Origin of the sequence: Paraburkholderia sp. SIMBA_027, assembly GCF_046535315.1 — a bacterium.
Classification (GTDB): domain Bacteria; phylum Pseudomonadota; class Gammaproteobacteria; order Burkholderiales; family Burkholderiaceae; genus Paraburkholderia; species Paraburkholderia tropica.
The window spans coordinates 99,153-119,781 of the sequence record NZ_JAWRWY010000022.1 but is presented as its reverse complement, the minus strand read 5'-3'; the positions used below and the strand labels follow the sequence as shown (position 1 = coordinate 119,781).

22 protein-coding genes are annotated in these 20,629 nt (G+C 63.4%); 9 read left to right on the top strand and 13 right to left on the bottom strand.

The features are described 5' to 3' along the window. Nucleotides 1-228: amino acid synthesis family protein (locus tag SB764_RS32960; protein WP_410865977.1), on the bottom strand; the 228-nt coding region annotated here is incomplete at its 3' end. 35 nt (nt 229-263) lie between these two features. Between SB764_RS32960 and SB764_RS32955 the strand changes: the two genes are divergently transcribed. Next, nucleotides 264-698 carry a DUF1330 domain-containing protein gene (locus SB764_RS32955; protein WP_410865976.1) on the top strand — a complete coding sequence of 145 codons (435 nt, stop codon included), beginning with the start codon at nt 264-266 and terminating at the stop codon, nt 696-698. Between the two features lie 22 nt (nt 699-720). On the opposite strand, the gene SB764_RS32950 is transcribed toward SB764_RS32955, so the two are convergent. Continuing rightward, nucleotides 721-1,587 carry an MFS transporter gene (locus SB764_RS32950; protein WP_244144274.1) on the bottom strand — a complete coding sequence of 289 codons (867 nt, stop codon included), beginning with the start codon at nt 1,585-1,587 and terminating at the stop codon, nt 721-723. Between the two features lie 116 nt (nt 1,588-1,703). Here SB764_RS32950 and SB764_RS32945 point away from each other — a divergent pair, with 116 nt between their 5' ends. Continuing rightward, the gene (locus tag SB764_RS32945) at nt 1,704-2,168 is read left to right on the top strand and encodes a GNAT family N-acetyltransferase (protein ID WP_065060812.1); all 465 of its coding nucleotides are present in this window, start codon (nt 1,704-1,706) and stop codon (nt 2,166-2,168) included. Nucleotides 2,169-2,360: 192 nt separating this feature from the next. Next, a complete protein-coding gene (alaE, locus tag SB764_RS32940) occupies nt 2,361-2,825 on the top strand; it encodes an L-alanine exporter AlaE (protein WP_065060811.1) in 465 nt (154 codons plus the stop codon). A gap of 5 nt (nt 2,826-2,830) precedes the next feature. On the opposite strand, the gene SB764_RS32935 is transcribed toward alaE, so the two are convergent. After that, entirely contained in the window at nt 2,831-3,442 is a 612-nt protein-coding gene (locus SB764_RS32935) for an NIPSNAP family protein (protein ID WP_065060810.1), read from the bottom strand. Between the two features lie 117 nt (nt 3,443-3,559). Between SB764_RS32935 and SB764_RS32930 the strand changes: the two genes are divergently transcribed. Continuing rightward, complete coding sequence (locus SB764_RS32930) at nt 3,560-4,435, top strand: LysR family transcriptional regulator (protein WP_321905313.1); 876 nt, start codon at nt 3,560-3,562, stop codon at nt 4,433-4,435. A gap of 11 nt (nt 4,436-4,446) precedes the next feature. On the opposite strand, the gene SB764_RS32925 is transcribed toward SB764_RS32930, so the two are convergent. Both SB764_RS32925 and SB764_RS32920 read right to left on the bottom strand, forming a co-directional pair. Then, on the bottom strand, nt 4,447-4,938 hold the full coding sequence (locus SB764_RS32925) for a GNAT family N-acetyltransferase (RefSeq protein WP_231957589.1): 492 nt from the start codon (nt 4,936-4,938) through the stop codon (nt 4,447-4,449). A gap of 56 nt (nt 4,939-4,994) precedes the next feature. Beyond that, the gene (locus SB764_RS32920; RefSeq protein ID WP_074982222.1) at nt 4,995-5,426 is read right to left on the bottom strand and encodes a hypothetical protein; all 432 of its coding nucleotides are present in this window, start codon (nt 5,424-5,426) and stop codon (nt 4,995-4,997) included. A 175-nt stretch (nt 5,427-5,601) separates the two neighbouring features. Between SB764_RS32920 and SB764_RS32915 the strand changes: the two genes are divergently transcribed. Further along, nucleotides 5,602-7,287, top strand: a complete 1,686-nt coding sequence (locus SB764_RS32915; RefSeq protein WP_408583316.1) for an MFS transporter — start codon at nt 5,602-5,604, stop codon at nt 7,285-7,287. A gap of 49 nt (nt 7,288-7,336) precedes the next feature. Here SB764_RS32915 and SB764_RS32910 read toward each other — a convergent pair whose 3' ends face one another. Further along, on the bottom strand, nt 7,337-7,651 hold the full coding sequence (locus SB764_RS32910) for a DUF4148 domain-containing protein (protein ID WP_065060806.1): 315 nt from the start codon (nt 7,649-7,651) through the stop codon (nt 7,337-7,339). 366 nt (nt 7,652-8,017) lie between these two features. On the opposite strand from SB764_RS32910, the gene SB764_RS32905 reads away from it, so the two are divergent. Beyond that, nucleotides 8,018-8,200 (top strand): helix-turn-helix domain-containing protein, encoded by a 183-nt coding sequence (locus tag SB764_RS32905; protein ID WP_065060805.1) that lies wholly within the window; start codon nt 8,018-8,020, stop codon nt 8,198-8,200. Between the two features lie 111 nt (nt 8,201-8,311). On the opposite strand, the gene SB764_RS32900 is transcribed toward SB764_RS32905, so the two are convergent. The 6 genes from SB764_RS32900 to SB764_RS32875 form a co-directional block, all read right to left on the bottom strand. Beyond that, the gene (locus tag SB764_RS32900) at nt 8,312-9,085 is read right to left on the bottom strand and encodes a FadR/GntR family transcriptional regulator (protein ID WP_410865975.1); all 774 of its coding nucleotides are present in this window, start codon (nt 9,083-9,085) and stop codon (nt 8,312-8,314) included. A gap of 17 nt (nt 9,086-9,102) precedes the next feature. Then, the gene (locus tag SB764_RS32895) at nt 9,103-10,614 is read right to left on the bottom strand and encodes an alpha-N-arabinofuranosidase (RefSeq protein WP_410865974.1); all 1,512 of its coding nucleotides are present in this window, start codon (nt 10,612-10,614) and stop codon (nt 9,103-9,105) included. A 99-nt stretch (nt 10,615-10,713) separates the two neighbouring features. Then, nucleotides 10,714-12,045: an extracellular solute-binding protein gene (locus SB764_RS32890; RefSeq protein ID WP_065060802.1), complete on the bottom strand. Its 1,332-nt coding sequence runs from the start codon at nt 12,043-12,045 to the stop codon at nt 10,714-10,716. Between the two features lie 144 nt (nt 12,046-12,189). Continuing rightward, entirely contained in the window at nt 12,190-13,053 is an 864-nt protein-coding gene (locus SB764_RS32885; RefSeq protein WP_065060801.1) for a carbohydrate ABC transporter permease, read from the bottom strand. Next, nucleotides 13,050-13,976, bottom strand: coding sequence for a carbohydrate ABC transporter permease (locus SB764_RS32880; RefSeq protein WP_410865973.1), 927 nt, complete (start codon nt 13,974-13,976; stop codon nt 13,050-13,052). Before SB764_RS32880 ends, SB764_RS32885 begins: the two co-directional genes overlap by 4 nt. Beyond that, nucleotides 13,966-15,048, bottom strand: a complete 1,083-nt coding sequence (locus tag SB764_RS32875; protein WP_410865972.1) for an ABC transporter ATP-binding protein — start codon at nt 15,046-15,048, stop codon at nt 13,966-13,968. The genes SB764_RS32880 and SB764_RS32875 overlap by 11 nt, the downstream gene beginning before the upstream one ends. Before the next feature lie 268 nt (nt 15,049-15,316). Between SB764_RS32875 and SB764_RS32870 the strand changes: the two genes are divergently transcribed. Then, entirely contained in the window at nt 15,317-15,640 is a 324-nt protein-coding gene (locus SB764_RS32870; RefSeq protein ID WP_074982070.1) for a hypothetical protein, read from the top strand. Between the two features lie 99 nt (nt 15,641-15,739). Here the strand turns inward: SB764_RS32870 and SB764_RS32865 are convergent, their stop codons facing one another. Beyond that, entirely contained in the window at nt 15,740-16,480 is a 741-nt protein-coding gene (locus SB764_RS32865) for a hypothetical protein (RefSeq protein WP_183714865.1), read from the bottom strand. 192 nt (nt 16,481-16,672) lie between these two features. Between SB764_RS32865 and SB764_RS32860 the strand changes: the two genes are divergently transcribed. Together SB764_RS32860 and SB764_RS32855 are read left to right on the top strand one after the other, a co-directional pair. After that, nucleotides 16,673-17,131, top strand: a complete 459-nt coding sequence (locus SB764_RS32860) for a hypothetical protein (protein ID WP_410865971.1) — start codon at nt 16,673-16,675, stop codon at nt 17,129-17,131. A 178-nt stretch (nt 17,132-17,309) separates the two neighbouring features. Next, the gene (locus SB764_RS32855) at nt 17,310-20,600 is read left to right on the top strand and encodes a hypothetical protein (RefSeq protein WP_410865970.1); all 3,291 of its coding nucleotides are present in this window, start codon (nt 17,310-17,312) and stop codon (nt 20,598-20,600) included. Nucleotides 20,601-20,629 lie beyond the last annotated feature (29 nt).

The window sequence follows — 20,629 nt, the reverse complement described above, 5'->3', positions numbered from 1 at the left end:
CGCATCGCCCGAACCGGCTTCGTCGATGATCAGCTTGGTGAGGTGCTCGCTCAGTTGCGGCGCAATCGCGCGGATGTCCGCCGAGAGGTCTTCCACATAGCCGCGGCCCGCCCACGGGTTCTTGATGACCACCGCCGCGCCGATCATTTTGAGCGGCTTCGCAGCGGCTTTGTCGCCATCCACATAGACGGTTTCGACGTGAAGAATGGATTTGCGAATCAGGCTCATAGCAAGGTTCCTGGGTCCGTTGATGATGGAAGGCATTGTGGTATGCCATAGTACGGCGTACCATGCGTGTTAACCCTATCGATCCGGCGCAGGCCCGGCATCGTGGGAAAAAACGGCCCGTTGGGTTAGGGTTCGACGAACCGGCGCGCGAGCGCCAGAGACTGATCTGGAAACAGGAGGAAGAGATGGCGGCTTACTGGATTGCGCATGTCACCGTGCTGGACCCGGTGAAATACAAGGACTACACGGACATCGCGCCGGTGGCGTTCAAGAAGTACGGCGCGGTGTTTCTGGCGCGTGGCGGCGAGTCGCGCACGCTCGAAGGCGAGACGTTCCAGCGCCATGTGGTGATCGAATTCAAGGACATGGACACGGCGCTGGACTGCTATAACTCGCCGGAGTATCAGTCGGCGAAACTGAAGCGCGACGGGCATTGCGTCGCGCAGATTGCGATCGTCGAAGGGTTGTAAGCGACCAGGCAAACGCGACGAATCAGGCGCGAGTGGCGAAGGCCGCGGCACGCGGGCCGCTCAGGCACGCACCGAGCGCGAGCAGCCCGAGTGCCGAAACTGAAATCGCCACCACCGTCAGGCTCGTGCCGAACACGGCGCTGACGCCGCTCGCCAGCAAGGCGGCGCTGCCGATCTGGCAGAACCCCACGAGTCCCGACGCGCTGGCCGCGCGTCCGTGCGGCGCGGCGATCGCACCCGATACCGCGAGCGACAGCGCCGAGCCATTGGCGAGACTGACGAGACACATCGGCAACACGACGGCGGGAATCGTCGTCACGCCGAGCGCGGCCACGACGAGAAACGCCGAGCCGCCCAGCAGGAAACTGACCACGCCTATCGTCACGATGCGATCGTACGGCCAGCGATCGAGCCAGCGCCGCGCCAGCAGATTCGCGACGATGATGCCGCCCGTGAGCGGCAGATACATCCAGCCGAGATGCGCTTCGCCGAGGCCGAGCCGCGCGAACAGAAATGGCGATTGAGTCAGATAGACGAACCACGCGCCATAGATGCAGCACACGACGACGGTGTAGCGTCGAAACGCGCCGTCGCGCAGCACCGCGCCGAACCCCTCAAGCGACGTCACGCGGCTGCGCGACGCGCGCGGATGCGTTTCCGGCAGCACCGCGCAGACGAGCGCGAACGCCACGGCCGCGAAGGCCGCGACGAACAGAAAATCCGCATGCCAGCCGAACGCCGCCGCCAGGTGGCCGCCGATAGCGGGCGCGAGCGCCGGCGACAACGACACCAGCGGATACACCACGGCGTAGACCTTCGCCGACACGTGCTTGCTGCAGGTATCCGCGATGATGGCGCGTCCGATCACGAGTCCGGATGCCGCGCCCACGGCCTCGATCCAGCTGCAATGCGTCGCGTGGCTCTTTCGCGCTCAGAACAGCTCTCGTATAGTCGCGGTTTCCTGAATAATCCGCTCGCGCATTCGAGCGAATAGACGAGGCGAATATGGAAATCAGGCAATACGCGGCGCGCGATCTCGACGCGGTGGCGCGTCTGTTCAACGACTATCGCGTGTTCTACGAGCAGCCTTCGAATCTGCCGCTCGCCACGCAATTCATTGCTGAAAGAACGCAGGCGAACGAGTCGGTGATATTGGTCGCCGATAGTGGCGATGGCAGCGATGGCGGTGATCACGCGCTGGCCGGTTTTTGTCAACTTTACCCGTCGTTTTGCTCGGTCGAAGCCGCGCCGATTTATGTTCTGTATGACCTGTTCGTAGCGGAGCACGCGCGACGTTCGGGCGTCGCGACGCGTCTATTGCAGGCCGCAGCGGCGCACGCGAAGTGCGATAGAAAAGTGCGCATGGATTTGACCACCGCAAAAACCAATCTCAAAGCGCAAGCGTTATACGAATCGCTCGGCTGGAAGCGCGACGAGATTTTCTATAGCTATACGCTGACGATCGCGTGATCCGAAAATTGGCGTTGAAAAACGTGAATCTTCACGAAATCATGACGCGCAAGCGGGATGCGACCAGATCCGGATCTTATCCGTTTGCGCACGCGATCTCTGCGCTGTCAACAAAGATCGTCTAAGCAACGCGCGGGTATGGTTCGTGCGGCAACAGCGAATTCTTGCGCACTCCGTCCAATTGTTTTCGACATGTCGATTCAGTGCACCGCCAACGTGGATCGCCGACGCGCCTTTATCGCGGACACGACCGCGCTCATCGTGTTCTTCACCACCACGGGCATCATCAACGAACGATTCATTGCGGGTATGCAGTGGGATCAGGTCGCGCACGCGCGTCTGCTGGGCGCGGCGTTGATGATTCCCGTCGCGCGTCCCTATGGCATCTGGCGCGACTATGTGATGCGCTTTGCGGGACGAGGCCACCTCTCGCGCGTGCTCTGGGACAGCATGGCGCTCGTGAGTTTTCAGGTGCCGATTTACGCGGCGATCATCGCGATCAGCGGCGCATCGGGTCGCGGATTCTGGCGCGGCGTGCTGGGCGCGGCCATCATGATGCTCGCACTGGGGCGGCCCTATGGTGCGTTTCTCAATGCGGTCAGACGGCTGTTCGGTCTGCCGCCTGGCGGCGCACGCCCCATGAGCCGCAACGTCTGACGCGCTCAGCGCAGCGGCGAATCCGCTGCCGGAATCCAGATCGTGGATGTGGCTTCGTAAAACTGCTGCGGCCCGCCAACAGGCGGCCAGATTCCATCGGCGTAGGATTGCGCGCGAATCGCAATGCGTTCGTCGAGACTCTGCCACGGCCAGATATGCGTGATGCGCGGCGCGCCGTCGAGCGCAAACATATTCACGGTCAACGGCGAGCGTTTCGAGCGCTCGGGCATGGCGGCTTGCCATGCGTCGATGGTCGGCCGGAGTCCGCCGGGATTCAGCCAGTAAGTGCGGAACTCGTAATAGCGCCCGAAAATACCGGGTTTCACGTCCGGTAAAAAGGGAAACGCGGCATAACTTTCGGATTCGAATGTGCATGCGCTGCTGGCCGCGCCAAAAGGATCGGCGTGATGCAGTTCGCGAATCCGCTCTTGCGCGAGTGCATCGGCATTCGCGAAACTTCGCAGCAAGCGCACGCTGCCGAGTCTGCCGTTTTCCGATGTCCAGATGCCGAGCAAACGGTCCGGCGTGTCCGCCTGATCGAGCCACCTTTGCGCGTGGTCGATGACTTGCGGAAGCTTCAGAATATGCGACGACAAAGTGGTGAGTTCGTACATCATGGCGAATCTCCGGAGTTCATGGAAGGCGCCTCTCACGCCCTTCGATAAACCAGATTAGACTGGTGCGCATTCAAAGGGAATTCCCTGTTTATTCACACACTCTGTGCGGAAGTCGCTATGTTCGACTGGCAGGATTTGCGCTATTTTCTGGTGCTCGCGCGCGTGGGGACGCTCTCCGGCGCGGCGAACGCACTCGCGGTCGAGCACGCCACCATCGGGCGGCGCGTGGCGGCGCTCGAAACGGCGCTGGGCCTGAAACTCGTTTATCGATTGCCGCGCAGCGTGCGTTTGACCGACGAAGGCGAGGCGATTACCGCGTTGGCCGCGTCGATGCACGACAGCGCGCAGGCCGTCGAGGCGTATGCGTTGCGGGCGTCGGCTGCGTTATCCGGCACGGTGCGCATCAGCGTGCCGCCGACGATCGGCAGTCATTGCATCGCGCCCAACATGCGTGCGTTTCGCGAAGCGAATCCGAACGTGAAGATCGTGATGGAAGGCGCGGCGGGCATTGCGCCGCTGGATCGCGGCGTCGCCGATATCGCCATTCGCATGGTCGAGCCCAAAGAGGCGAGTCTCGTCACGCGGCGCATCGGTGCGATTCGCTTCGGACTGTATGCGAGCCGCGATTACGCCGCGCGGCCCGCGAATCAATGGGAATTCATCGCTTATGAGGCCGCGCTCGATCACGTGAGCCATCAGCGCTGGCTGCGTGATTATCTCGACGGGCGGCCTGTTATTTTCGAAACGAGCGATGTGATGGGCCAGCAGGCGTCGGCGCGCAATGGCATGGGCGTGGCCTTGCTGCCGACCTTGATTGGCGACGGCGATCCCGCACTCGTCCGACTCGATGCGAAATCGGCGCCGCCCGAGATGCCGCTCTGGCTCGTGACGTATCCGGATTTACGCCGCACCGAAGCGGTCAAAACGGTAATGGCGTTTCTTACGGCGTGCGTGTCGAACGAGCCGCATTTCGCCGAGAGAAAACGTCGCTGAATGTGGTTGAATCAAACTGAATACGCCCGCCTGCACACCGAAACAACCTTGTTTTTATAGGTCGTTTCGAACTCTTGCCGATAATCGAATCGACTCGCGACTTTCAGCGAAGCCGTGTTTTCGGGCGAAATGATGCAGACGGTTTCCGTATCGGGCCAACGCGTATGCGCCCAACCGTGCGCGGCGGCAATCGCTTCCGACGCATAACCGAACCGTTGCGCCTGGCGCGCGATCATCCAGCCAATTTCGGGGCTCGCGTCAAATGTGGGACTAATGCCGCGCATATAGCGCACGAATCCCACTTCGCCAACAAAGGCCGCAGTCGATTTTTCAGCGACGATCCAGTGGCCGAAGCCGAGCGCCGCCCAATGCCCCATGCTGCGAAGCAGACGCGCCCACACGTCTTCGCGCGTGAGCGGCGCGCCGGTCACAAAACGCACGACTTCCGGATCCGACCACATGCGGTACAGATCGTCGAAATCACGAAGTTCAGGCGGGCGCATGACAAGACGTTGAGTTTCCATCGCGCGTGTATGACCGGTAAATGATCAGTGGTCGATCAGTGATAGATCGATTTCGTCGATTGCAGTTTCGTGAGCTTGCCGTCCTGAATGCGATACCAGCCGTCGGGGCCTTGCATCACGACTTCGCCGGGTTGCCAGAAGACGCGCTTGACGGTCAGGCGTGCGCTCGCGCGTTGCACGAGGGGCGGACGGCGGCTGAAATCGTAGAGCAGCGGGCCGAACGCGGTTTGCACCAGCATGCGCGTGACGGTTTGATTGTCGCGCGCGACTTCGTCGAAATGGGTGAGCGTTTTGGCGTCGAATCGATCGAAAATTTCGTTGTTGATCATGACGACGAAATCGCGGTCGTCGCGCACGAATTGCACGGTGCCGGCCGGCGTGGCCACGGGGCCGGGCGTGTTGCTTTGCGCGTGTGCGCCCGTGGCGAATGAGGCGGCCGCGAGCGCAGCGAGGAGCAGTCGTTTCATGTTGTCTTCCTGATTGCGCGCCGGATTTGAATGCGGCGCTTGATTCACCTACGCTTGAGCGTGGCATTGTCATCAATTTCTGGCGATCCGTCGATTATCGCGGGCGTGCGGGTGATTCGGCGCAACTTCGCGACGATCGCGACGCCAGCCAGCGCCACGCCGACACGGAGCGAATGTGGCCAATCCCGATCTCGTCGAGCGCGAATCGACTTCCGCCGCGAAATCCGTACCGAAGTCCACACACGCGGTCGCCGCGCAGGCGAGCCCGTGCGATGAACTCGTCATCCGCGCGCAGCCCACGGCCGTCGACCGGCCGTGCCGGCGCAAGCGTCTCGCGCTCGCGGCCACCATACTCGGCTCGAGTATGGCCTTTATCGACGGCTCGGTCGTCAACGTGGCGCTGCCGTCGATTCAGGCCGAACTCGGCGCGAGCGTCGCGGCCATGCAGTGGGTCGTGAACGCGTATCTGCTGTTTCTCGGCTCGCTCGTGCTGGTAGGCGGCTCGATGGGCGACAAACTCGGCCGCCGTACGATTTTCATCGCGGGCATCGCGTTGTTCACGCTCGCGTCGGCCGCGTGCGGATTCGCGTCGAACGCGGCAGCGCTGATCGCCGCGCGCGCGGTGCAGGGGATCGGCGCGGCCTTGCTCGTGCCCAGCAGCCTCGCGATCATCGGCGCGGTGTTCGACGATGCCGCGCGCGGACGCGCCATCGGCACCTGGGCGGGCGTGGGCGCGATCACGTCGGCGGTGGGGCCGGTGGCGGGCGGCTGGCTCGTCGACGCGCTGTCCTGGCGCGCGATCTTCTTCCTGAACGTGCCGCTCGCCGTGCTGACGACTGCGCTCGCGCTGGCTTCGGTGCCGAACAGCCACAAGGCCGATGCGCCCGAGCGGCTCGACTGGCCCGGCGCGCTGGCGGCGGCCGCGGGACTCGCGGCGCTCACGTTCGGGCTGACGCTGGCGTCGACGCTCGGTTTTGCGCAGGCACGTGTGTTGGGTTCGATCGGCGCGGGCGTGCTCTTGCTCGGCGTTTTTGTGTGGATCGAGGCGCACAGCGAGAACCCGATGATGCCGCTCGACGTGTTCCGTTCGCGCGACTTCAGCGGCGCGAATCTCGTGACGTTGCTGCTGTATTTCGGGCTGGGCGGCGCGCTGTTCTTCCTGCCGTTCACGCTGATCCGCGCGCATGGCTATCACGCGACGCAGGCGGGCGCGGCGCTGCTGCCGGTGCCGGTGATCATCGGCCTGCTCTCGCGCTTCACGGGCGGTCTGACGAGCCGCTTCGGCGCGCGCGCGTTGCTGACGGTGGGGCCGGGCATCGCCGGAATCGGTTTCGCGCTGCTGGCGGCGCCGTGGGCGCGCGGCGGCGGCTACTGGAGTGGATTTTTTCCCGCGCTCGTCGTGCTCGGGATCGGGCTGACGATCACCGTCGCGCCGCTGACCACGGTCGTGATGGGCGCGGTGGCGGCCGATCGCACGGGCGTCGCGTCCGGCATCAATAACGCCGTGGCGCGCGTGGCGAGCCTGCTCGCGATTGCGGTGCTGGGGATCGTGTTCGTGTGGGCGCACGATGCGGCGCTCGCGGCGCGGCTCGATGCGCTTCAGGTGCCGCGGGAGGCGTGGCAGACCGGGTTGTCGCTGGAACCGGCGGCGCATGCGGATGCGAACCCGAACCCGGCTTCCGTGCCGCTGGCGACGCCGGTCGCGCGTGCGCAAGCCGAGGCGATCGCCGACGCGTTGCGCGCCGTCGCGCTCGTCTCGGCGGCGTGCGCGTTCGCGGCGGCAGGGCTCGCGCTGACGACTATCCGGCCCTTGAAACCTTCGGCGCTACCGCCCCAGATCGCGCATCACGGAGATCAGTGAGCGGATCGATGAGGCGGTGAACGTTGAAGCGATGCTTCGATGCTGCGGATTACTGGCCGAAGTAGACCGGCTTCATGCCGTCGTAGGCGGGGCGCACTGCGGCGACCGGCGCGCCCGAAGCGGCCGAACCGTTCGCCACGCCGCCGACGGCGTTGTTCTGCGCGGCAACCTTGGCTTCGGCGGCAAGGATGTCGTCGGGGTAGTGCGGGTCGTTGCCGCGCGACGGGCTATAGCCGGCCTTTTCGAGCTGGACGAGTTCGGCGCGAACCTGGGCGCGGGTCAGCGGGCCATTCGACTGGGCGAACGAAGCAACCGGGACAACGAGAGCAACGGCAACTGCAACGGCCTGGATCAGGGACTTCATGATTACTACCTCCGTGGTTTTCTGGTTTTCGGTTGGGCTGATTTGTCGCAACCGATGACCAGAGTCTAGGAGTTTCGCGCCCTGGGGTTAACCATGATCTGGCGAAGGGATTCTTGCAGCCGGCAGCAAGATCGGAGAGTGCTTTGCGGCGTTGAGCGGAGTGGGGCGGTGCGGGGGCGGCGAAAGTCCGTCGCGCGAGGGCGTTCAACCGCCCGAACGCGCGCGGAATGACTTTCGACGGTCTCCGGCCGGGCGTTTTACGCGCAAATCGGGGTGTCAAATCGGGCGCGATCATGACAAAATGTCGCTTTGAGTCCCGATGAGGCGGGACATTTTGTCGTTTTTGTTGTTTTCGTCGAGACAGTCATGAAACCCGCAGATCTCTCCTACGCCCTCGCGCGCCTCGGCTGGACTCACGTGACGTTCGCCGACTATTCGGGCTACGACCGCCGCACTATCGGTCGATGGATCAACGGCCAGTCGGCGATTCCGCTGCTGGTGGAGCGGCACATCGACCTGCTGCTGGCGATACGCGACCGGATGCCGTGAGGGCGTGCCGTTATCGCCTTCGTTGATCGCGGGGTGCTGCGCACCGCGAACCCGCGAACCTTCGGTCGATCGCCCCGATGGGCGCATTGGCGCGTCGCCTCCGCGACCCCTTCAAGGCCCGACCGGCGCCGTCGTGTATCGCAGAATCCGGTCGCGTGAAGTCTCCAGCAAACGCGTCATCGCCCCCGCCGCCGCGTCCGCTTCGCGCGCCACGATATGCCCGCGGACGGCGTCGTGCAGTACGAGATCCTCGCTCGGCTGCGCGGCCTCGCGCTGCATCATCTCCGAGGAGACGCGCAGCGCGGCCTTGATCGCATTGCCGATCGTGATGAACATGCCGTTCTGCGAAGCCGTGATGATCGCGAGGTGAAACTCCAGGTTCGCGTCCGCCGCCGCGCGAATCGCCGACACGCCATGCTGCGCCGACTGATCGTAGGCGGCCACGAGTTCGAGGTAACGCCGCTCGATGATCTGCACGGTGTCCTCGTTGCCGTGACGCGCTGCGAGAAAACTCGCGCGTGGCTCGAAACAGATGCGCATTTCGAAAATGTCCTCGACGATCTTCGAGTCGAATTGCGCATTGAGCCGCCACGCGAGCACGTCGCGATCGAGCAGATTCCAGTCGGAAAAAGGCAGCACGCGTGTGCCGATTTTCGGCGACACGGCAATCAAACGCTTGCCCGCCAGTTGCTTGATGGCTTCGCGCAGGGTGGTGCGGCTCACGCCATACGCACTGCACAGTTCGCTTTCGACCGGCAGCGCGTCGCCGGGCGCGAACTCGCCCGAGACCACGCGCATGCCGATAATCTTGGCGATCTGCGTCGTGATATTGCCGACGATCGGTTCGCGCTCGAACATCCCTTCCCCTTCGTAGACATCGTGCACGGCGTGTCCGCGCCGTGTTATCGGGCGGTCGTCACAATCACGTTCCACGAGCCCGGTTTGAGCTTCGCGCGCACGCGTTCCCCGTCGACCGACACGGCGTCGTTGATCGCCGGCGCCACCGTCGACGGCGCCTCCACCGTGTTCACCGCTTTCATGTTGGCATGATACAACTCGAGCGCGTGATCGAGCGTGCGTTCCTTGCCGAGTCCGCGCAATTCGATATTCAGTTCCATCTCCTCGCTCAAATGCCGGTTGAGCGCGAAAATCGCCGTCGTGCCGGTCGCGCGATCGTCCACGACCGCCGGGCAGAGATACGGAATTTCAGGGAACGTTTCCGCTTCATACGAGGCCGATTCGACCACCGGTTTGAGCACGCGGCCATGCGCGAATTTCGAGGCCTGCGAGAACGGATGGAAAATCGTTTGACGCCACGCGCGGCCGCCCGGCTCGGTCATGATCGGCCCGATCACATTGACGAGCTGCGCGAGACACGCGGTCTTCACGCGGTCGGCATTGTTCATCATCGTGATCAGCGCGCCGCCCACCACGAGTGCGTCTTCGTGGTTATAAACTTCTTCGATCAGACGCGGCGCTTCGGGCCAGCCGGGCTTGCGCAAATCGTTGATCGTTCGCGCCTTGTACCAGACATTCCATTCGTCGAACGAAAGCATGATGCGTTTGGACGAATGCTTGCGCGCCGCCACGCTGTCCGCCACCGCCACGATTTCCTTGATGAACAGATCCATCACTTCGATATTGCCGAAGAATTCGGCGGTCGAATCGCGCTTGTTTTCAAAGTAAGTATGTAGCGAAATGAAATCGACCTGCTCGAAACAATGATCGAGCACGCGGTCTTCCCACGCGCCATACGTAGGCATCTCATGCGTGGACGAACCGCAGGCCGCAAGCTGGATCGTGGGATCGACCGAACGCATCAGCTTGGCCGTTTCGAGCGCGGCGCGCCCGTATTCCTCGGCCGTTTTGCGGCAGATTTGCCATGGGCCGTCCATCTCGTTGCCGAGGCACCAGAACTTGATGTCGTGAGGTTTTTCGTGGCCGTGTTCGTGGCGCAGATCGGACAGCGCCGTGCCGCCCGGGTGATTGCAATACTCCACGAAACGGCGCGCTTCGTCGGGGCCGCGCGTGCCGAGATTCACGCCATACATCGGCTCGATATCGAGCTTGCGGCACCATTCGATGAATTCATTGGTGCCGAACTGATTCGTTTCGGTCGAGTACCACGCCAGATCGAGTCGGCGCGGACGTTTTTCGCGCGGGCCCACGCCGTCTTCCCAGTTGTAGCCCGAGAGAAAATTGCCGCCCGGATAGCGCACGATCGTCGGACCGAGTTCGCGCGTGAGCGCCATGACGTCCTGACGAAAACCGTTTTCGTCGGCTTCCGGATGGCCAGGTTCGAAAATGCCGGTGTAGACGCAGCGGCCCATGTGTTCGACGAACGCGCCGAACACGCGCCGGTCGAGATCGGAGACGACAAAGTCGCGGTCGACAATGAGGCGTGAAGCGATCATGGTGTTCCTCTATCCATCTTTGAGCGTTATCGGAAGGCGCGCAATGCCTGCGCGCCGTTACCTCGATTACCTGGTATGACGAACTAATCGCTGGCGGATTTAACGCGCCAGCAGGGCGTTCGTGCGCTGTTCCGCTTCCTTCTGCACATCGGCGACGGACTTGCCGGTCGAGAGCATATTGCTGATTTCCTCGCCCACGATCTGCTGGATCGCGAACTGGCGCGGCACCGTATTCGGCAGCGCATAGCCGGTGCTGGAAATCTCCTTGATGGCGTCGCGATGCGGCAGCGCGCTAAACGCGGCGCTGGTGATGACCGACTGACGCGCGGGCAGATGGCCGGTGCGGGCCCAGTCGCCGTCGTGGTCGTAGAGGAACTTCAGGAACACCAGCGCGGCGTGGCGGGTCTTTTCGTCCTTCGCGCCGCCCTTGAGCATCACCCACGAATGACCGTCGGCCCACACGGCCTTCTTCTGGAACAGGTTCGGAAACGGCACCACGTCGTAGCCGTTTGCGAGCGCGCTGCCCGGCTTGTTCGAGAGATTCGTGAAGTCCTCGATCACCCACGTGCCGCACATGAGCACGCCGGCCTTGCCGTTTTCAAATGCCTGGTTCGCCGCGCCATAGTCGAGCCCCGGCGTAATGTCGCCCGCCTTCATGAGCTTGTCGTAAAGCGTGAGCGCATTGGTGGCCGCGGGCGTGTGCAGGTCGATCTTCGTCGGCCCATTCGGGAACAGCGTGCCGTTCTGCTGATACACCCAGGTATAGAACGTACGCGTTTGCGCGGCCGATTCATTGGCGATCGGCACCGCGAAGTAGGGCAGTCCGGTCTTGTCCTTGAACTGCTTCGCCTGCGCGAGCAATTCGTCGGGCGTTTTCGGCAGGATGGGCTTGCCGTTCGCATCCACGAGGCCCGCCTTCTTGAACAGATTCACGTTGATGTGCCAGAGCCACGAATGCGTGTCGAACGGCAGCGCATAGGTCTTGTCGCCGAACGTGACGCCGCGATGCGCATGCGGCGTGAAATCGTTTTTGTCGATGCCGACTGACTTGAAACCGTCGTCGAGCGGCTCGACGAGATTGCGCTTCACGTAGTCGCCGAGCACGGCCTCGTGCATGACCGAAATGGTCGGCACATCGCGGCTCAGAATGCGCGCGTCGAGCTGTGTGTAATACGGCGACCATTCGATGATCTGCGGCTTGACGACGATGTCTTCCTTGTTCGTGGCGTTGAACTGATTCACGAGCGTCGTGATGATGCCGCACTCGCCCGACGCCTTGCTCACGTCGTTGACCTTGCCGTACTCGGCGTCGCAAGCGCCGAAAAAGCGCGACAGCGTGATTTCCGTCCTGGCCTGCACCGGCGCGGTCAAGGTTGCCGCGAGCCCGAGCGCCGCGAGTGTGAGCACGCCGCGCACCAACGTTCTTCTCATGTCTCTCTCCTATGGACGTCCGGATGGCGCGAATGAATCGAACGGCGCGCGCGGGACGCTATTTTGTTTGCATAACGAATCAATAAAAATCGGAGGCATGTGTGCATGGAACGGCACGCCATGCCGGACGAGTGATGCCGGGGACTAGCGAACCGCCGTGCCGGCCACGGCCGCCACGATGTACTTCTGGAAGAACAGATAGAGCACGAAGATGGGCAGCCCGGCGAAGATCGCCTGCGCCATCAGATAGCCGATGCCTTCGGACTGCGCGAAATTGCCTTGCGTGGACGCGAGACCGATGGTCAACGTGTACATCTCGGGCTTCGACGCGGATACCAGCGGCCACAGATAATCGTTCCAGGCGCTGAGAAACGTGAAGATCGCGAGCGTGGCTTGCGCGGGCAGCGAAAGCGGCAGCACGACGCGCCAAAACACCTTGAAACGCGAGGCATTGTCGAGCAGCGCAGCTTCTTCGATCTCGACCGGCACCGCCTTGAAATACTGCGTCATCAGATAGACGCCGAACGGCGAGGCAAGACGCGGCAGGATCAGTGCGCCGTAGGTGTTGTGCCAGTCGAGCGTCGCGAAGATATGATGCAGCGGAATCACGAGCGCCTGTTCGGGCACGGCGAGTCCGCAAAGGCAAATGACGTAGACATAGCGCTTGCCCGGAAACTCCGTGCGCGCAAAGCCATAACCCGCGAGCGACGCGATCATCAGCGTGAGCAGCGTCTGGCCGATCGAGACGATCAGGCTGTTCACCAGCCAGCCGCCCACCGCCGAGGTCTGCAGAATGTTCGTGTAGTTTTGCAGCGTGAACGGCGGAGAAAACAGTACGTCGGTGTGCTGCTCGAGAAACGCATTCGGCTTGAACGAGAGACACAGCACCCAGACCAGCGGGGTGATCCACAGCAGGGCGAGCGCCACGACCGCGCCCAGCATCAGGCGATCGCCCAGACGTCCGGCCAGCGCGCCGCGCGGCCGCGATTCGAAAGCGAGCGTGCTCATGCCTTCTCCTTTTTACGCAGCAGCCATGCTTGCGCGACCACGCCGATCAGCATCAACGCGAACAGAACTTGTGCCGCCGCGGCGGAATAACCGAACGACCATTGGCGGAAACCGGTCTCGTAGATGAACTGCACGAGCGGGCGCGTGGAGTTGTTCGGGCCGCCGTCGGTGAGCAGTTGCGCCTGACCGAACACCTGAAATTGCAGCACCGCTTCGATCACCGCCACAAGCGCGACTGTGCGCCAGATCGAAGGCAATGTGATCTTCGTGAAGGTGCGCCAGCGTGTGGCGTTGTCGAGCGCCGCCGCTTCGTAAAGCTCTTGCGGCATCTGCTGGAGCGCGGCGAGAAAGAGCATCATCGGCAGCCCCACGATCCACCAGACCGTGACGACGGCGACGGCCGGCAGCGCCGTGGCTTCGTGCATCAGCGGCAGGAATTCGGGCCAATGGAGTGCGTGGCTCACATCGGCGAGCAGACCGTTTCCGGGCATCATCACGAGCTTCCAGACCAGCGTGACGATGGTGACCGACAACACCGACGAACCGAAAAAGAGTGCGCGCAATGCGGCGCCGAAGCGGCCGGGGCGGTTCAGCACCAGTGCGAGCGCGAGACCGAGCAGCACGAAAACCGGAACGGTCAGAATGACGAAATAGAACGTGTTGCGCATCGCGCCGCGAAAGATCGGATCGAGCGCGAGGTCGAGGTAATTGCGGATGCCGATGAAGTCGCTCGTGCCCGCGAGCAGATCCACGCGTTGAAGACTGAGCCACCAGCCGAATGCGAGCGGCACGATCAGCAGCAGCACGTAGACGATCACGAAAGGCAACACGAACAGCGCGTTGGACCACGGCGCGCGCAGCTTGCGGCGGCGGTCCTCGCGGGTGGTCGGCAGCGGCATGGCGAGCGAGCGGTCAGAGGCCATGATATGCCGCGCCCGTTTCGTCGAACAGATGCAGGTGCGCCGCGTCCAGACTCAGGCGGACCTCGTCTCCGGTTTCGAGTTCGCGCTCGCGCGGCAGTTCGGCCACGATCAACTGGCCGTTGGGCAGGCTCACGTGGGCGAGCGAGCGGTCGCCGAGCCGTTCGATGACTTCGGCGCGGCCCGTGATCGGCCCTTGCGGATCGAGCACGACATGTTCGGCGCGCACGCCCAGCGTGAGCTTGCCCGCAGGCAGGCTGGAGGTCGCGACGGCGGTGGGAACGGTCACGGAGTCGAAGGGCAGCGCAACGGTCAGCCTGCCGCCGTTCTCGCCTGCGCGTTCGACGTCGATGAAATTCATCGCCGGTGCGCCGATAAAGCCCGCCACGAAGCGCGTAGCGGGGCGGCGGTAGATGTCGAGCGGCGCACCGATCTGCTCGATACGCCCGCGGTTCATCACCACAATGCGAGTGGCGAGCGTCATCGCTTCGACCTGATCGTGCGTGACGAATACCATCGTGGCGTGCAGACGTTGATGAATGCGCGCGAGTTCGAGCCGGGTGCGATTTCGCAGCGCGGCGTCGAGATTCGAGAGCGGTTCGTCGAACAGAAACGCTTCGGGTTCCTTAACGACTGCGCGGCCGATCGCAACGCGCTGACGCTGCCCGCCGGACAGCTGCGCCGGACGGCGTTGCAGCAGGGTGCCGAGTTCGAGCATGCGGGCGGCTTCGTTAATGCGCTTGTCGACCTCGCCCGCGTTCACGCCCGTATTGCGCAGACCGAACGCCATATTGTCGTAGACGGTCATGTGCGGATAGAGCGCGTAATGCTGAAACACCATCGCCACGCCGCGCTTGCCGGGCGGCTGCTCGTTCACGCGCCGCTCGCCAATGCTGATCTGACCGTCGCTCACGGTTTCGAGCCCGGCGATCATGCGTAGCAAGGTGGATTTCCCGCATCCGGACGGGCCGAGGAAAACAAGGAATTCACCGGAGTGAATGTCGAGGTCGAGGCCGGTAATGACCTCGGTGTCTCCGTACCGCTTCGTTACGCCGCTCAGCCGGATGCCCGTCACGGTGCCTCCTGGGTGGTTGTCTCGTATCGTCGCTTGTCGATTTAGTGCGTTGATATTATGAAAAGAACGAGGACGTGACCCATTCGTGTAAACACTGATCATCCGTAATCCCAAATAATGAGCAAAGAATCATTCGATGCGATACGAATATTCAATTCGAAACGCTAATAAAAATCGCGCGGCACGGTGATTGCGCAATGCAAGTCATGATCGAGCCTGCGCGTTTGCGTGCGCCGATCTTCCTGTCCAACTCACGGAGGAACGGATCATGAAAAAGGGCACTGGCACTTTATTGGCAGCCGTTGCGGCACTGGCACTGTCCGGCGGCGCGTTTGCACAAACGAGCGGCGGCATGAGCAGCGGTTCGTCGAGTCATGGCGCGACGGCCAATCCGGCAACGAATCAGATGAACGACACGACGAGCGGTTACGGCATGCCTGGCGCAACCAATTCGGACAGCGGCATGAGCGCGCCTGGCTCGAACATGGGTCAACAACCGGGCATGAATAACGGCGCCACGACCGCCACCCCCGCGCCGAAGACCAACAACACGCTGGCTACGCCGAGCGTGAAGTCGCCTGTCGGAAATTAATTAAGGCGACGCGTTGGAATTGATAAAACTGTCTGTGTAAAAAAAGCCGCTAGCCTTTCGGTTAGCGGCTTTTTATTTTCCCACGTCATTCCGCTCGAATTACGGTTTCGCGCGCAATTCGGTTTGCAGTTTTCCGATCCAGTCAGCAAGCTGGGCTTCGCCGCTTTCGTCGAGTTTGCCCTTGAGTTCGCGATACCAGTTCACGACGTCTTCACGCGGGAGATTGCCTTCGAGAATGGGCAGACTCTTTTCCAGAAAAGTCTCGAAGAACGGCACGCCGCGCATGTACAGGAACGTGGAATCGGTGATGTGCAGATGTGCGTAGGCATCGCGCATCCACGTGATATGCGGTAGCGCTTCGCTCAGATAGCCGCGCTGAACCAGCGCCGAAAGAAAGTTCGTCCGCGCCGACACATCGGACTGCTCGTGCGTTTCCTGATTCACCTGCATCGACTTCGTCAGCCACGCTTCTCCGCGTTCGACTTCGCCGCACATGACGGAGGTCGTCGCGAGTTGCACGGCGTTGTGCGCCGTGGGTTCGTGCTCGAATAGCGCGAGCCAGTGTGAGAACGCTTGCGGATAACGGTGCGATTGCGAATAACTGAGTGCGCACAAGCGGCTCGCGTCGGCGAAACGCCCGGTGTGCGGCGTGGCTGACGCGATGGCGTCGTCGTAGCGACCGGCCTTGAACGCCGCCAACGCATGCGCGAGTTCGGGCGCGATCTCGCCGCCGCTTTCCTGCTTCGGCGTGTCCTGCATGTCTTGCCTGGCGGCTGCCGACGTGGCGTCGATAGTGTCAGCCGGACGTTTCTTGCGGAAGAGCGTGCTGAACAGGCTCATCGTGGTTGGAGGCGATGGAAAGCGCCCGATGATACGTGAATCCGTTACGGGATTCGCCGATCCCTGCGCATTCGATTCGCGATGCATCGCCTTTCGCCATGGGCGTTGGATTGACATACCGCTTCGCATACGCGAACACGATTTCCCACTCGCGCATCGCGACGGAAAAAACTCGACTATGATGGAGCGCTCTTGCGTCGACCGCGCATGTTGCCGCGCTCGACGTTCAGTCCGACGACCCTCGCGCGGGCTGCGGCGCGCGCCTCGATTCACGACGAGCCGACATTGACTTCCCCACACGGTTTCAAGGCGCGGCTGAGCGCCGCCGCGTTCATCGCTTGCACGTTGTCTACTGCCGCGCACGCGCAAACGACGACCGATCCCGTCGCGTCGATTTGCCAGGCACGCGCGCATAACGCGCAACTCGTCGCGCAAGACCGCGACGCGGGCATCACGCGCGAGCAGGAAATGCAGAAGGCGTATCGCGTAGCGGGCGCCATGCCCATCGGGCGTCAGCAATATGCACTCGCGGAAATGAGCCAGTTTGTCGACGGGCTTTATGGCCGCTATGCGAAAGTCTCGCCGCAGGACGCCTATACGAAGTACCTCGCGTATTGCGAAGGGCAGCAGTCGCGCGTGCCGGTGCAGTGAATCGTCGGCCGATTCACGTCATGCACAACGCAACAAGTGAGCAAGCCGGCGTGGCTTGCTTCGCGTGACGCTTCGTGAGTTCGCATTCGCCTGCGCGCCCCGGCTTTTCGCCGCCAAAGATGGACGATCGTCGTCGTAAAGCCATCGACGACAACCGACTATCGACGGGAGAGCGCCTGTGGGGAATCCGTTCAACTTCAACATTCGATCATTGCTGGGCGGCGGTTCCGCCGCCCAGCAGCAAGCCCCGCAGCCACCGGCGCCGCAGGCGAACCAGCCCCTGACGAATAGCGATCCGCTGCCCGATCGGCGTGCGCCGGACAGTGTGCTCGGCGGCCTGAAGTCGCTGAAAAACGAGTTACCGAATGCAACGCCGCCCGCGAACGGCGAGGCGATGCCGCCCACGTCCGCGTTGCGCAAGAATCTCAGCGGCGGCGGCATTCGACAGAACCTCACGCCGTTCGCGGCGTCGAGCAGCGTCAGTGCCTCGCGGCCTGCGCCGCAAGTCGAGGTGGCGGCCGACCAGATCCGCACGCCGAAGCCGAACGCCAAAACGCCGCTTGGTGTTGCGTCGCAGCACCCCACCAACGTGAACACGGCGCTCGGCAAAAACGCGCGTGAGACGGCATCGAGCGCGCACCTGGAATTGCGGCAGGACGATGCGTTCGATCGCAAGCTCGAAACGCTGTTCCCGCTGCCCGCCCATGCCACGGCGCAGGCGCGCCAGGAGCGCACGCAACTGATTCAGGACGTGCGTGCCGCGATCCCGCAGAACGTGCGCGGCGAGCCGCCGCTCGCGAAGGCGCGCTATCTGGGCCATGCGCTTGCCGAGGCGAGCGGCGGCGACGTCGCGCGCGCCCGCGCGGCGCTCGCGAATCTGCAAGGCACGCCGGGCGCTCCGCAGGCGCAGCAGGACGGCTTCGCGGCGCGCTGCGCGATGGCGCGTTCGCACGCGGCGTTCGGCGCGTTGCGCGATGTCGATCAGGGACCGGCGATCAATCCGCGCAACGGTCCGGGGCAGGGCGGCGTCGATGCGCGTGACCACAAGATTCACGACGAAGCCGACTGGCAGACCTGGCGCGCCGCCGATGCGCTGCTCGCCGCGTGGCCGCGTAACGCCGCTGCAAACGGTGCAGCGCCGCCCGCGCCACCCGCTTCGCTCGACGAACTTGGGCACGCCGCCAATGCGATGTTGCCCGCCGCCGAGCGTCTGGATTTGCCGAACGCACCAGTTGCCAATGCTACGGTATCCGAAGCACTGGCCGGACAGACGCAGAACGCCAAGGCGTTTCTCTGCGCGCGCGCGCTCGTCGACGACACGCACGCGCAACCGCCCATCGCATTGCGCTCGGCCTATCTTGCGCATCGCAACGGCATTGCCGAAGCCGACGTCGGCAAGATCCAGGGGCGTATGTACTCGCTCGTCAAACACGCGCAGCGCAACACCACCGCGCCGCGCACCGGCTCCTGGCTCAATCGTCAGACGCAGCGCTTCAAGCAGGCCATGACGCACGACGTCAAGCAGGGCGTGAAGCAGGCGTTCGGCCACGAGAAGAATCCGATCGGCGCGCTCGGTCTCGGCACGGCGGGCGGCGTGATGGATCATCCGGAGGAAGATTTCAGCACGCTGCATTCGATCGATGCGGTGGTCAATCATCTGAACGGGAATGTCGCCAGCGCCGCGCCCACGCAAAACATGCAGCCGAACGATCCCGTGCTGGAGCAGGCGGTCCGCGCCGCCGCATTGATCCAGTGGAAGAATTCGATCGGCACCAAGGGCTGGCTTCACGACGACATGAAACTCGGCCGCTTCCAGCGCGCTCAGATGGCGCGCGACGTCGCGCAGGCGCTGCATATCGACAAGGAAACGGTGCGCAGCAATCCGACTTTCCAGTCGCTTTCGAAGATGCGCGGCGCGAAGAAACTGAACGCGCAGACGCTCGATGAGTGGGCGACCGGCGCCGGCATGAACATGGGCGCGGCGGTCCCCGGCAGCGGACGCTCGCTGCGCGAGAACCTCGACCGCATGAAGGCGATTCGCCAGGACCCGATCGAAACGCCGCAGACGCCGCAAGGCAATGTGGGCGCGCTGTGCAATCTGATCGACACCATTCCGAAGACGTGGAGCGTGCAGATGTCGAGCGGCGGCGTCTACGGGCTCGATGCGAATATTTCCGAAAACCTCGCCACGGCGCTGGGCCTCGTCGGCGCGCCGAGCGCCTCGGTCGCGCCCGACGTGCGCTACCTGAAAGGCCGTCATGCGGTGCTCGAAGTGGGCTCGACCTCGCACCACGGCGAAGTGTTCATCGGCACCGATACGCGTAAGTCCGCGCACCTCGGCGCGTCGGGATTCATCGGTTGGAGTCTCGCGGGCGGCAAGGTGCTGGCGAGCGTGGCGCCCTCGCTCGTGGGCGGGCGCGACAAGAGCAGCCCGCGCGGCGTGGTGATCCGCGCGCCGTACTCGCAGACGAATCATCCGAACGACGACAACGCCTGGCGCGGCAAGCTCGGCGACGCCGTGCGCACGATCGGCGGTTCGGGGCCCGGCGGCACGATGCCGCAAAACAAGGACGAGATGTGGAACGGCATGGCGCACGAATATTTCGCGGACCCGGATCTCTCGATCGGTTGGGTCGAGAACAAGGCGCATACCGATTACGCCTCGCTCTCCGGCACGGGCGGCGTGCGCTACGTGACCTCGGCGAACGTGAAGGTGGGCGCGTTCGTGAGCGGCGAAGTGACCGGCAATCGCAGTGTCGCCCACGCGACCGACGAGAGCGGTGCGCGCACCGTCAACAAGTCGTCGAACAGTCTTAACTTCGCGGCGAACGCGAGCGCCGCTGTGGTGGCGAGCCCGCCGCCCGTGCCCGTGTCCGGACCGGGGCCGTTCAACTCGCTGTCGTTTTCGAGCGTGCCGGTTTATGGCATCGGCACCACGGTGCTGCAATCGGGCAAGGGCTCGACGTTGCGTCTTTACGAGGAGCACGGCGAGATCGTGCCCGAGCGCACCTATCGCGACACGGAGTTCACGCGCGTGGGCGATTATCTGCAATACATCGACAGCCGCAACGACGCGTGGGTTACGTCGATGGAGGGCAACCAGAACGAGCTGAGCACGTATCAGACACGCGTGAAGCTCAACGCCACGCGCAGCAACCAGTATCACGGCGAGCGCCAGCGCATGGTGCCGGGCGCGGCGCGCGAGATCAACGCCTATCGCGGCGCGCTGCGCATGTACGAGGAGCGCGGGCACGAGCCGACGCAGTCCGAGCAGCAGGAGATGCTGCGCATTCGCGGCGAGATCGCGCGCGTGCTCGAAGCGCCGTCGAGCTGGACCAATCACGTGCTCTACAGCTACGAGTCGAATCAGGCGCAACGCACCAAGGGGCTGTCGTACGTGTTCGCCGCGCAGACGGTGCGCTCGGTCACGGCCCAGCGCGAACTGAGTGCATTGTCCGCGCGCGCGTGACGCGGACGCCGCCGTTGCGTGCGTCAGCG